Source organism: Halomonas sp. BC2 (assembly GCF_002078115.1).
Taxonomy (GTDB): domain Bacteria; phylum Pseudomonadota; class Gammaproteobacteria; order Pseudomonadales; family Halomonadaceae; genus Vreelandella; species Vreelandella stevensii.
Genome location: NZ_LFGT01000023.1, coordinates 29,563 through 42,309, shown reverse-complemented (window position 1 = coordinate 42,309; position 12,747 = coordinate 29,563). Strand labels below are relative to the sequence as shown.

Here is a 12,747-nt window from a genome sequence, read left to right as displayed (position 1 = left end):
CGCCGGTGCTCAGGCGCAGGTGTAGCTCGTAGCGCTCACCGCGGAACGTCAGCCGTTCAACGCGGGCGGTCAGGTCGTGGGGGTTGGGGGCCGCGGCATCCAGATGCACGTGCTCCGGGCGCACCAGCACGGGCTGCGAACGCGCGGAGAGCGGCGCGGCCAGCCCGCTCATCAAAGCGCTTTCGGTGAGACGCTGGCCAGGCGCGCCGCTGGCAATGTGAAGCAGGCTACCCTGGCCGATAAACCGCGCGACCCATTCGCTGCGCGGCGCTCGGTAGAGCGTTTCGGGCGTGGCCCACTGTACCAGCTCGCCCTCCCGCATGACGGCAATGCGGTCTGCCATGGCCATGGCTTCGCTTTGGTCGTGGGTGACGTAGACCATGGTGGCCTGGGTCCGCCGGTGGAAATCCACGAAGCTGTGCTCCATGGCGGCCCGCAGGTTGCGGTCCAGGTTGGCGAGCGGTTCGTCCAGCAGCACCACGTCGGGGTCGGTGACCAGGCAGCGGGCCAGTGCTACCCGCTGGCGCTGGCCGCCGCTGAGGGCCTGGGGCGAGCGCTGGGCATAGGGGGTCAACGCCACCTGCTCCAGCGCCTGGGCGACTCGGCGCTGGTAGTCGCTGCCTTGAATGCGGCGCAGCTTCAGCGGGTAGCCCACGTTGTCGGCCACGCTCATATGGGGCCATAGCGCGTAGGACTGGAACACCATGGCCATGTTGCGCTGCTCGGGGGGCACATGGTGGTGGGCGCTGGCCAGCAGCGTCTCACCGAGCGTCATGGTGCCGCTACTCACCTGCTCGAACCCTGCCAGCATGCGTAGCATGGTGGTTTTGCCGCAGCCGCTGGGGCCCAGCAGCGCCACGAATTCGCCGGGAGAGATATCGAGGGTGACGCCATTGACCGCGGTGTGTTGGCCAAACTGTTTGGTAACGCGGTCGAGCATTAGCCTTGCCATGGCACGACTCCTTTGGGTAAGCGAGGGGCCATCAGGCTCAGCAGCAGCATCAAGGTGGCCACCATGGCCACGACCAGCACGGCCACCGCCGACGCCAGCACGCTTTCGCCCCCTTCGTCCAGGTTGAAGATCAATACGCCCAGGGTTTCGTTGCCGGCGCTCCAGAGCAGCGCCGACACGGTGAGCTCGTTGACGGCCAGCAGGAATACCAGCAGCCCACCGGCAAACAGGGAGGGCGCGATCAGCGGCATCACGATGGTGGCCAGCCGCCGCCAGGGGCCAGCACCGGCCAGCTGGGCGGCTTCTTCCAGCGAGGGGTCGAGCTGCGCAAGGCTGGCGCTGACCGGCTTCAAGCAGACCACCAGAAAGCGCGCCAGGTAGGCCACGAAAATCAGCCCAAGGGTGCCGTACAGCGCCAGATTGATCAGTGGCAGCGGGCGCACGAACAGCAGAATGCAGGCAATCGCCAGCACCACGCCAGGCAGGGCATAGGGCAGCTCGATGATGCTGAGAGTGAGCTGCTGTAGACGAGGCGGCAGGCGCTGAAGACGGTACGCTAGGGGCAGGCTGCACAGCATCAGCACCAGCGCGGCGCCGCCTGCCAGCCAGAAACTGTTGCGCACGGCCCGCCAGGTGGCGCCCTGTCGGCCGATGACCTCGTGGTAGGCGTTGAGGGTGATGGTATCCAGGCTCAGGGGAACGCCCATGGCCGGGACCAGCGAGCTCACCACCAGCGCGAGCAGCGGCGCCACCAGGATCAAGAGCAGCACCATGATCAGCAGGGTCGTCACGCCGGTACGCCAGCGCCCCAGTGAAAAGTCGTGGGCGCGGCCGCCGTGCCCTCCCAGGCCAAAGCGGCTGCGATTCATCCAGTACTGCTGCAGGGCCACCCCGGCCAGGGCCAGCAGACCGATCAACAGAGAAAGCGCCGCCATTTCTGCCAGCACGCCGGTGCCAAAATTGGCCATGCGCTGGTAGATCAAGGTAGGCAGCACGTAATAGCCTGCGGGAATGCCCAGCATGGCGGGAATGCCAAAATTGCCCAGGCTGGAGATGAAGGCCATGGCCGCACCGGCGATCAGGCCGTGTCGGGTCACGGGCAGAATGATATGCCCCCAGACCTGACCCTGGCGGGCGCCGCTGATGCGGGCGGCTTCGACCAGCTCACGGGGGAGCGACATGAGCGAGGTACGCAGCGCCAGAAATACCAGCGGTGCACTTTGAATGCCGAGCAGCAGCGCAATGCCTTCGGCGGAATAGAGCGGCTGGGGGCTGCCCAGCGGCGGTGCCATGCCGATGCTTTTCAGTAAAGGGCTGGCCGGGCCGAACAGCTGTAGCCAGCTCAGCGCGGTGACCTGGGGCGGGATCATCATGGGCAGCATGAAGCAGAACACCAGCCAGGCCTTGCCGCGAATGTCCGTCAGAGTGATCACGAAGGCGAACAGGCTGCCCAGCACCAGGGCAATCAGCATGCCCAGGCCCGAGGTGTACAGGCTGTGCCACAAAGCGCGCCAGGTGCTGGCCGCGTTGAGCACTTTCCACAGCGGGGCACTGCTGCCCTGGCCCAGGTCGCTGAGGGCTTCCATCAAAAGCCGCAGGCTGGGCGCCAGGCTGAGCAACACCACCAACAGCGTGAGCAGGGTAAGCAGCCAGCGATGCTGGCTGCCAACGTTCAGCGAAGGGCTCATCATCAACCGCCAAACAGCTCATTGAAGCGCTGCTTGAGCGCCTCTTCCTCGGACAGCGCTTGCTCGATATCGACCGGCATCAGCTGAATCGAGTCGCGTTCGGGAAAGCCTTCCGGCGGAGCAACGTCCGGGTGCGCGGGCAGGTAGCCCTGCTGGCTCACCAATTCCTGCCCGGCTTGGGAGAGCACGAAATCGACGAACTTCTGGGCAGCGTCCGGGTGTTGGGCTTCCGCCATGATGGCGACGGGTTCGGTCACGGCGCTGACGCCTTCCTCGGGGAAGACGAACGCCACGGGGGAACCCTTGGCCGCTTCACGGATAGGCAGGAAATCCACCACGATGCCGTACGGCTTGGTGCCTGCTGCCACGGCGTTGAAGACGCCACCGTTACCGCTTTGGGCTTCCGTACGGTTGGCGTGCAGGGCGTCGTAGTATTCCAGGCCCAGCGACGTTTCACCGATGGCGGCCATGTGGATCAGCGCTGCGCCGGAGTAGAGGGGGCTGGGCATGGTGACCAGGCCTTCGTATTCCGGGCCAATCAGGTCGGCCCAGCGTTGCGGCTGGTGCTCGGCACCCGTGTTGTAAACGATCCCGGTGGTAATGAGCTTGGTGCCGTAGAAGTAGCCGTCGGCGTCGTAGAGCGCCTCATCGTAGGCGTCGCGCTCGGGGCTCAGATAGGGTTGCAGATGGCCCTCCTGCTTCAGCGACTCCATGGTCATGCTGTCTGCGATCAGCAGCACGTCGGGGTTGCTCACTCCTGCGGCCAGCTCCGAACGCAGGCGAGTCATCAGGCGCGTCGTGCCGTCGCGCACCCACTCCACCTCGATCTCCGGATAGGCCGCCTGGAAGGCATCCACGGTTTGCTGGGCGTCGCTGTTGGGCTGGCTGGTATAGAGCACCAGCGTTTGGTTGGCCAACAGAGGCGTGGACAGGGCAAGGCTTGCAAGGGTCACGGCATGACACAACGAACGCTTCAACATCGGGGAAACCTCCAGTAGGTGAACAGTGATCACACTACTGTCATCGCCTTACAACATCGTGACACTAAGCTTTCGTTTGAAAGTGAATGGCTTTCGTCGAGCAGAAAACGGTTTTCGTTTTGCTGGCGGCAACCTTGAAGGGAAAACCAGGGAGGAAGCATGGACGTCAATCAACGTCGGCGGGCGGTACTGGCCTGCGTGCGGGACGAGGGGCGGCAGACCCTGGAGGCATTGGCGCGACGGTTTGGCGTCTCGGTGCAAACCGTGCGCAGCGACATACGCTCGTTGGCCGAGCAAGGGCTGCTGCTACGCCGACACGGTGAGGTGATGGCGTTTCCTGACCAGGAGAATGTCGGCTATGACCAGCGCCAGATCGTCAATCAGGCCGGCAAACGACACATTGCCCGTCAGGCAGCCTCGCTGATTACCGATCACCAGTCGCTGTTTTTAGGCACCGGCACTACGGTGGAGCAGCTGGCCGATGCGCTGCACGGCAAGCAGGGCCTGCAGATCATGACCAACAACCTGCACGCGCTGATCAAACTGTGTGCCCTGGAGTGCGAGCTGGTCGTGGCGGGTGGTCGCGTGCGCCGCCGCGACCAGGACGTGATAGGCGGTGATGCCTGGCGCTTCTTTCAGCGTTATCGGGTCGATGTGGGCATCGTCTCGGTGGGCGGGATGGATAGCCAGGGCCTGCTGTACGACTACAACGATGACGAAGTCATGGCCCGAGAGGCGCTGCTGGCCCACGCGGCGTACCGTATTCTGGTACTGGACAAGACCAAGTTCGACCTGCCGCTGCGCTGCGCCGCAGGATCGCTGGCCGACTATCATGCGGTGATCACTGACAGCCCCTTGCCCGACCGGCTCAGAAGCCCCCTGGCGGCCCAGGGGGTGAGATTTCTATGTTGAGCGTCAGTCGCGTTGCTGCTGCCGATGGCTCAGGTAGATCAGTACGATCGCCACGAGCAACAGTGCCATGGCCAGGTAGCGTGAGCCATCCAGTTCACGCTGAGCGTTATCGAGCCAGCCAAAGTGGTCAATCAGCAGGCTCATCAGCAGCTGGCCCGAAATCACCGAGACCGTGGCAGCAGCCGTCCCGACACGCGGTACCGCAAAGACGATGGCCAGCATGTAGACCACCCCGAAGAGTGCCCCGGTCAGTTGCCACTTGGGCACGCTCATGAGCGTTGCTTCCTGAGGGGGCTCGAAAAAGAGCACCAGCAAAAAGGTCAGCACGGCACCCACGGCGAACGTCAGCCAAGCGCTCTCCATGACGCCAGTATGAGCGCCCAGACGGCCATTGATGGAGGATTGGGCGGCCAGGACTGCACCGCCCGCCAGAAGCAGGGCAAAGACAATGGGTAATAGCATGGTGGGTCTCCTGTTACATCAACCAAAGGGCAGCAAGAATCATGGCCAGTGCCGCCAGGCGATAGCCATCGACGCGCCGCCGTTCGCTACCGAGCCAGCCAAAGTGGTCAATGGCCAGGCTGGCCGCGACCTGGCCGCACAAGATACCCACCATGGTCATGCCGACACCCACCAGCGGCGTAGCGAGGGTCAACACAATGACGTAGATCGGCCCCAGCAAGCCGCCCGTCAATAGCCAGCGAGGCTGCTGAAACAGCGCACCCAGCTGGCGTTTGGGCGCGAATAGCAGCGCAAGCGACAGTAACAGGGCACCTACCAGGAAGATGGAGAGCGTGGCAGAAAAGTATCCCACCTGCTCCCCCAGAGGCCCTAGCAGCCCTGCCTCCACCGATAACCCCATCCCGGCGATCAATACGCCGAGCAGTATCAACGCGTGTTGCATGTGTCGTTCCCCGATTCAGAAAGAGGCCGCACTCTAAAGAGACACGCTTGTTGCTACAATGCGTTAAACGGGCAAAGGACTATTGCATTTTGGACAACTCGATTCGCCTGCTGGCACTGCGGCTGTTTGTTCGCGTGGCTAGCAGCGGCAGTTTTTCAGAGGCCGCACGCTACTATGGGTTGCCGACGTCCTCGGCGTCGCGGCACATCGCCAGTCTGGAGCAAGCGCTGGGCCAGCGTTTGCTTTATCGCCATACGCGAGCCGTCAAGCTGACGGAGGCAGGGGAACGTTACTTCCATGAAGTGCACGAGGCGCTGGCGCGACTGGAGCTTGCCACCGAGGAAGTCATGGGAGGGGCTCGGCACCCTCGCGGGGTGCTTCGAATCAATGCGCCCGTGGCGTTCGGTCGGCGCCATATCGCCCCCCATTTGGCCCGGTTTCAGCAGCGCTACCCTGAAATCGAAGTCGATTTGACGCTGGAAGATCGCTTCATCGATCCCGTGTAGGAGGGGGCCGATGTGGTCATTCGCGTAGGAGCCTTGGCTGACTCCAGCCTGGTGGCTCGTGGCATTGCTCGCCAGCGTTTCATCGTGTGTGCTGCGCCGAGCTATCTGGCGGAGAAGGGCGTGCCAGCGACACCCCATGCGCTCGGGCAGCATAACTGCCTGCTTTTCAAAGGCAGCAAAGGGACGCAGTCATGGCATTTTCGGGCGTTTGAAGAGGCGCGTGCGGTGCGCCATGTTTTGGCGGGAAATCTGGTGGCCAACAATGCCGAAAGCCTGGTGGAAGCGGCCATCGCCGGGCAGGGCGTGGTGATGTTTCCCTCGTGGCTGCTGTTTGAGCCACTGCGTCAGCAAACGCTGGTGCCTTTGCTGACGCAGTGGGAAGCCTCCGACGACGGTCATCTGGACAATATCTATGCGATTTATCCAGACAACCGTCTTCGCTCGTCAAAGGTCTCGGTGTTCATGACCCATCTGGAGCAGGTCATTGGGAGCCCGCCCTACTGGGATAGCATCAGCCCGCGTTGACGATGTTATTGACAAAGTTCAGCGGCTGGGGGGTATCGATCACCTCGGCCCACAGGTCGTACTCGTCGGCATGGGTGACGCGTGCTCTGACCAGGTCGCCGGCGTGCAGCGCATGGCGGCTTTCCAGATAGACCATGCCATCGATTTCCGGGGCGTCGGCTTCGCTGCGGCCAATGGCGCCTTCGTCGTCCACTTCGTCAACCAATACCTCGATCTCACGATCGATCTTGGCCTGCAGGCGGGCTGCCGAGATCTCCTGCTGGTGGGCCATGAAGCGCTCCCAACGGTCCTGCTTCACGTCATCGGGCACCTGCGCCAGGCCCAGCTCATTGGCGGGGGCGCCCTCCACCGGGGAGTACTGGAAGCAGCCCACCCGATCCAGCTGCGCTTCGCTCAGCCAGTCTAGCAGGTACTGGAAATCATCTTCGGTTTCACCGGGGAAGCCGACGATGAAGGTCGAGCGGATGGTCAGTTCGGGGCACTGCTCGCGCCAGCGTTTGATGCGCTCCAGGGTACGGTCTTCGAAGGCGGGGCGTTTCATCGCCTTGAGCACCCTGGGGCTGGCGTGCTGGAAAGGAATATCCAGGTACGGCAGGATCTTGCCCTCGGCCATCAGCGGAATCAGCTCATCCACGTGAGGGTAAGGGTAGACGTAATGCAGGCGCACGCGAATGCCCAGCTCGGACAGCGCATCGCACAGTTCGGTCAGGCGCGTTTTGACCTGGCGCCCGTGCCACTCGTTCTCCACGTAGCGCACATCGACGCCATAGGCGCTGGTGTCCTGGGAAATTACCAGCAGCTCTTTCACTCCGGCCCGCGCCAGGGCTTCGGCTTCGCGCAGTACCTCACCCACGGGGCGGCTGACCAGCTTGCCCCGCATGGAGGGAATGATGCAGAAGCTGCAGGTATGGTTGCAGCCTTCGGAAATCTTCAGGTAGGCATAGTGGCGCGGCGTCAGCTTGATGCCCTGGGCGGGCACCAGGTCGATGCGGTGGTCGTACTCGCTGACGAAGGGCACCGCGCTATGCACGGCGTTCACCACCTGCTCGTACTGCTGTGGGCCCGTCACCGCCAGAACGTTGGGATGCACGTCGCGAATCACGGACTCATCCACCCCCATGCAGCCAGTCACGATCACCTTGCCGTTTTCGGCGATGGCTTCGCCAATGGCGTCCAGGGACTCGGCCTTGGCGCTGTCGATGAAACCGCAGGTATTGACGACCACCACATCGGCGTCGTCGTAGGTGGGTACGATCTCGTAACCATCGGTACGAAGCTGCGTCAGGATGCGTTCGGAATCGACCAGTGCCTTAGGGCAGCCTAGCGACACAAAACCGACCTTGGGTGTGGACATAATGGGCCTCGAGGAAGAGAACTGAGGGGCGATCACCTTGAGCAGAGGCCCCAGAAAAGAACATGGCGAGTAAAGAAAGGGCGGCATTTTAGCGCCCTTGACCAGTGCTGGAAACCTCTACGCGTTGGATTCACCAACGTGCCCTGCAGGCGACGCAGCCACAGAGAGGTGGCAAACTCGATCGAATGCCAAGCAAGCGTATGAAACGAACGCCTCACCAAAATGGTAGCGATTACCCTTGGGCAGCGCGGGAGCAATGATAATGAATAGCGACAGGTTGCTGGACGCCATCGAGCATGAACTTAGACCACGCTGCCGCTTACGATTCGGGCAGGAGGTGGAGGCACTCTTCGAACAGGAAACACACCAGGCACGCCAACGGCACCTGGTGATCATGGGGCTGGTTTCTGCACTGATCTATACCCTGTTTCTGATTAACGACTACAGCTTGCGACCCGAAGCGTTTCTGGCCTCCGTGGTGATTCGCGGTGTCATTTTACTGCCCATGGCACTGGCGATTTTCTGGTGGGTCTACCGTGGGGTGCCGCCGTGGCTGCGTGAAACGCTGATGGCAGGGCTGGTCGTGATCGCCATGATCGGCTCCAGCACCATTTTCTACATTTCCAGCTCGCCGTACTCCTACCTGGACGTCTTCTCGTTTGGTCTGATCCTGTTGGCTGGAAACATCGTCTTTTCATTGCGCTTTCCTTACGCCCTGGTCTCCTCGGTGATCAGTATCGCCGTCATGGGCGCCTTTGTATTTCACTATGAGTTGATGCCGGTCGAGGCCAAGCGTTTGGCCATGTTTGCCATCGTGGTCAAGGCGGTGTTTACGTTGATGGCCAACTACCGCCTGGAGTACAGCATGCGGATCTCTTTTCTGCTGCTGATGCGTGAAAAAATCAAGGCCGGCAATATGCAGAGTGCCAATCATCAGTTGACGCGACTCTCGGTGACCGACCCACTGACGGACATCGCCAACCGCCGCCAGTTCGATGCCATTTTTCCCGCGCACTGGCAGGTGGCCCAATTGGAACAGCGTTATTTGGCCATCATGGTGATCGATATCGACCACTTCAAAGCCTACAACGACTATTACGGCCACCTGCAAGGAGACCTATGCCTTCGCCAGGTGGCCGCCGCGTTACAATCCAACAGCCGCTCCGACGATCTGGTGGTGCGCTATGGCGGTGAGGAGTTCGTGATTCTGATGCCTCGCACCGAGCCGCATACGGCACGTCAGGCCGCAGAGCGTATCCGTGAGAGTATCGAAGCGCTGGCCATTGCGCATGCTGGGTGTGGCCCTGATGCCAACGTGACGGTGAGCATCGGGGTGGCCGCCATGCAGCCCACCGTAGGGCAAGAGGAAACGGTACTTTTCATGGCAGCCGATCAGGCGCTTTACGATGCCAAGCGCCAGGGGCGTAACCGCGTCTGCATGACTCCCCTGGCAGAAAGCTGACCGTCTAGAACGACGCCGCGCTGGCGAGTGGGCTGGGTGCAGGCTTGCGCGGCGGCAGAGCCAGCACGTTATTTTGGCGTGGCTGCGTGCCCTGAAGGGTCGTTAGTGGGGGTTGGCGTTCGCCGATAGGCATGAACGCGTGGGCGCTGTGGGCCAGGTGAGACACTTCTCTGGAGAGGAGGTCGACGGCATTGATGTAGGCATCCATGCTGGTCGCGCTCTCCTGGGTGCCCTGGTCGATCTGAGCGATGGCCTGGCTGATCTGAGCGATGCCCTCGCTCTGTTCGCGGGCGGCGGCGCGAATCTCTTCCATCAAGTCGTTGACGTTGTGGCTCGCCTGACGGATTCGGCCCATGGCATCCCCGGCAGAGCCTGCCTTGTGCTGGCCTGCCTCGATGCGCTGGCGGGCCGTTTCGATCAGTGTCTGCACCTGATGGGCTGCCTCGGCTGACTGACGGGCCAGGCGGCGTACTTCTTCGGCCACCACCGCAAAGCCTCGGCCATGTTCACCGGCCCGGGCAGCTTCGACGGAGGCGTTCAGGGCCAGAATATTGGTCTGGAAGGCAATATGGTCGATGGTCTTGACGATGCCTGCCATGTCCTGGGACGTGCTGGTAATGCCCTCCATGGCATCATCCAGTTCCTGCATGATGGCCACGGCCTTGTCCACTTCGCCCACGTTACCCACCGACGCCTGGCTGGCCAGTTGGGCATTCTCCGAACTTTGCCGAACGGTAGACGCGATCTGCTCGGCGCTGGCAGCGGTTTGCTGCACCGCAGAGGCCTGCTGATCCACTCGATGGCCCATGGCCTGGTTATGCCGCGACAGCTCCTCCACCGAGGGCATGACCCGGGCAATCCGCTGGTCCAGGTCGCCAATCAGTGCATCCAGCGAACGGCGCATGAAGTTCATGGTGGCCAGGGTGTTGTCCATGGCTTTGTTGCCCACGGTAGGGACCTGAGCGTTCAGGTCGCCTGCCGCGATTTGCAGTGCAAAGTCGTTGGCTTTGTGCAGGAAGCGACGCAACCGACGCGCCTGGCGCCACTGTAGCGCGCTCAGCAGCAGCCCGCTGGCCAGCACCATCATCACCAGTGGCAGGGTCACCGAGGTGGCCACGTGGCCCTTTAGCCACCAGGCGCATCCCGCCATCAGTAGCCCAGTGGTGAACAGCGTCATCAGAACGCCGGAAATGCTGGCCAGTCGCGGCGCCCACCAGGCGGCACTTGCCAAGCGCTTCAGCGGGTTACGCGCCATGATCTCACCGTGCTTGACCGTGTAGCGACCCTGCTGCTCACGAATGTCTTGATAAATACGCTCCGCCTCGGCCACTTCCGCTTTTTCCGGTTTTACCCGAATGGACACGAACCCGGTGATTTGATTGTTTTCACGGATGGGCACCACGTTGGCACGCACCCAGTAGTGGTCTCCGTTCTTGCGCCGGTTCTTGACCAGCCCGGTCCAGTACTGGCCCGCCTTGAGGTCACTCCACATATCGGCAAACACCGGGGCAGGCATGTCAGGGTGGCGCACCATGTTGTGTGGTGAACCCACCAGCTCCTCATAGTCGAAGCCACTAATCTCGACGAAGCGATGGTTGGCATAGGCGATGTGGCTGCTTCGGTCGGTTTTGGAGATCAGCACATCATCATCGCGTAGAGGGTGTTCCACTTGGGTAACAGGGCCGTTGTTTTTCATGATGGAGTACCTGTGGGAGGAATACCTGATTGGGTTGGTCAGGTATTACTATAAATCTGCTACAAGAGTTATCCAGAGGTGTTGCATTGTTTAACATTTTCCTGGCCGGACAGTCGGTCATGCCAAGAAGCCGCCATGAATTTGACAACCACCGCGCGGTATGACAAACACACAACCATTTCAGGTGGGGGATTGAACGTGGCAGACGAGCAAAGCTATCAGGCGTTGGCAGTGGACACCCTTGGCCAGCGGCTGGGGGGAGTGGAAGCGGTCGCCCGCCGCGTGGGTGGCGACCCGACACAGTGGCAGATCCGTGAAGTGGGCGATGGCAACCTCAATCTGGTATTCATCGTCACCGGCAGCACCGGTAGCGTGGTGGTCAAGCAGGCGCTGCCCTACGTGCGCATGGTCGGCGAGAGCTGGCCGCTGCCGCTCTATCGCGCCCATTTCGAATACTACGCCTTGGTGCGCCAGGCCAAGCGTGCGCCTGGCGTGGCCCCAGAGGTGTACCATTTCGACAAGCCCCAGGCGCTGATCGTGATGGAGTACCTTCACCCGCACGTGATTTTGCGGCGCAAGCTGATCAGCGGCGAGCGGGTGGCCCAGCTAGGGGAGGCCATCGGTGAATTCTGCGCCCGCACGGCGTTTCGCGGTTCGGAGCTTTCCATGGCCAGCCCAGAGAAAAAAGCCGATGTGGGCCTGTTCTCGGGCAACGTCGCGATCCCCGCGATTACCGAATCACTGGTGTTCACCGACCCCTACTACGGCGCCGAGATGAACCGCCATACGCCCGAGCTCTCGCCCGTGGTGGACGCACTGCGCCGCAATGCGCCTTTGAAAGCCAAAGTGCAGCGGCTGTTGATGAAGTTCACTGCCAACACCGAAACCATGCTGCACGGTGATTTGCACTCCGGCTCCATCATGGCCACCGACACCAGCGTGCGGGTCATCGACCCCGAGTTTTCCCAGTATGGCCCCTTGGCGTTCGACCTGGGCATGGCCGTGGCCAATTTCTTCATGGCCTACTTCAGCCAGCCAGCCCACCGCCAGGCAGACGAGCTGGAAGCGTATCAAGCCTGGATTCTCTCGGTGATCAGCGACTGTTTTACCCGCTTCGATGAGGAGTTTCGTCACCTCTGGCAAACCGAGCGGACCGGTATTCTGTTCCCCAGGTCGCTATTCGAAGAGCAGGGCAACAGCGCCGACGACGCCTGCGATGCCCTGCTGGATGAGATTCGTGAAGATGCGCTGGCCTACTGCGGCATCGAAATGCATCGCCGCGTACTGTCGCTGGCCCACAATGCCGATTTCGAAGAGATCGAAGACACTGCCCTGCGCGCCGAGTTGGAAGCACGCAACGTGCTGATGGGCCAAACGCTGATCATGGAACCGCAAGCCTACCGAGACCTCGACGCGCTGACGGATCTCGCCAAAACGTTCAATCAGAAAACGGTGTTGTAAGCGTCTTTCCATTGATTCAGTGGCATCTTCGGCACCGCTGTGCGGTGCTTCGCGGGTGCGCTCCGCTTACGCCGCGCTACGGGTGCCCCTCTTGAGTTTGGCGAAGCCCCGTAGCGCGGCGTAACGAATCTTGCTCGGCACGAGCAAATGAGGCACCCGCGGGGGCGGCAGCCGCCGCTTGGGTGGGGCCGCTGTGGAGGATCAACTCCCGGTGGCACCTTCGGCACCGCTGTGCGGTGCTTCGCGGGTGCGCTCCGCTTACGCCGCGCTACGGGTGCCCATTTTGAGTCCCGTAGCGCGGTGTAAT

10 protein-coding genes and 1 pseudogene are annotated in these 12,747 nt (G+C 62.0%); 4 read left to right on the top strand and 7 right to left on the bottom strand.

Annotation, left to right across the window (positions count from 1 at the left end):
* From B7L71_RS13915 to B7L71_RS13905, 3 genes are all read right to left on the bottom strand, one after another.
* The coding region (locus B7L71_RS13915) for an ABC transporter ATP-binding protein (RefSeq protein WP_081138686.1) at positions 1-952 on the bottom strand (952 nt) is incomplete at its 3' end.
* Positions 940-2,640 (bottom strand): ABC transporter permease, encoded by a 1,701-nt coding sequence (locus tag B7L71_RS13910; protein ID WP_081138783.1) that lies wholly within the window; start codon positions 2,638-2,640, stop codon positions 940-942. The genes B7L71_RS13915 and B7L71_RS13910, both read right to left, overlap by 13 nt.
* A gap of 2 nt (positions 2,641-2,642) precedes the next feature.
* Entirely contained in the window at positions 2,643-3,620 is a 978-nt protein-coding gene (locus B7L71_RS13905) for an ABC transporter substrate-binding protein (protein ID WP_081138684.1), read from the bottom strand.
* Positions 3,621-3,779: 159 nt separating this feature from the next.
* Here B7L71_RS13905 and B7L71_RS13900 point away from each other — a divergent pair, with 159 nt between their 5' ends.
* Positions 3,780-4,532, top strand: a complete 753-nt coding sequence (locus B7L71_RS13900; RefSeq protein WP_081138683.1) for a DeoR/GlpR family DNA-binding transcription regulator — start codon at positions 3,780-3,782, stop codon at positions 4,530-4,532.
* Positions 4,533-4,535: 3 nt separating this feature from the next.
* Here the strand turns inward: B7L71_RS13900 and B7L71_RS13895 are convergent, their stop codons facing one another.
* Together B7L71_RS13895 and B7L71_RS13890 are read right to left on the bottom strand one after the other, a co-directional pair.
* Positions 4,536-4,994: a DMT family transporter gene (locus B7L71_RS13895; protein ID WP_039175164.1), complete on the bottom strand. Its 459-nt coding sequence runs from the start codon at positions 4,992-4,994 to the stop codon at positions 4,536-4,538.
* Positions 4,995-5,007: 13 nt separating this feature from the next.
* Entirely contained in the window at positions 5,008-5,436 is a 429-nt protein-coding gene (locus B7L71_RS13890) for a DMT family transporter (protein WP_039175165.1), read from the bottom strand.
* Between the two features lie 47 nt (positions 5,437-5,483).
* Here B7L71_RS13890 and B7L71_RS13885 point away from each other — a divergent pair.
* Positions 5,484-6,467 (top strand): annotated as a pseudogene (locus B7L71_RS13885) (LysR substrate-binding domain-containing protein).
* Here the strand turns inward: B7L71_RS13885 and rimO are convergent.
* Entirely contained in the window at positions 6,454-7,821 is a 1,368-nt protein-coding gene (gene rimO, locus B7L71_RS13880) for a 30S ribosomal protein S12 methylthiotransferase RimO (RefSeq protein WP_081138681.1), read from the bottom strand. The pseudogene B7L71_RS13885 and the gene rimO sit on opposite strands and share 14 nt — an antisense overlap.
* A gap of 262 nt (positions 7,822-8,083) precedes the next feature.
* On the opposite strand from rimO, the gene B7L71_RS13875 reads away from it, so the two are divergent.
* Positions 8,084-9,283, top strand: a complete 1,200-nt coding sequence (locus tag B7L71_RS13875) for a GGDEF domain-containing protein (RefSeq protein ID WP_081138679.1) — start codon at positions 8,084-8,086, stop codon at positions 9,281-9,283.
* A gap of 4 nt (positions 9,284-9,287) precedes the next feature.
* On the opposite strand, the gene B7L71_RS13870 is transcribed toward B7L71_RS13875, so the two are convergent.
* Entirely contained in the window at positions 9,288-10,979 is a 1,692-nt protein-coding gene (locus B7L71_RS13870) for a PAS domain-containing methyl-accepting chemotaxis protein (RefSeq protein ID WP_081138677.1), read from the bottom strand.
* Between the two features lie 135 nt (positions 10,980-11,114).
* Between B7L71_RS13870 and mtnK the strand changes: the two genes are divergently transcribed.
* Positions 11,115-12,440 (top strand): S-methyl-5-thioribose kinase, encoded by a 1,326-nt coding sequence (gene mtnK, locus B7L71_RS13865; protein WP_249273263.1) that lies wholly within the window; start codon positions 11,115-11,117, stop codon positions 12,438-12,440.
* Positions 12,441-12,747 lie beyond the last annotated feature (307 nt).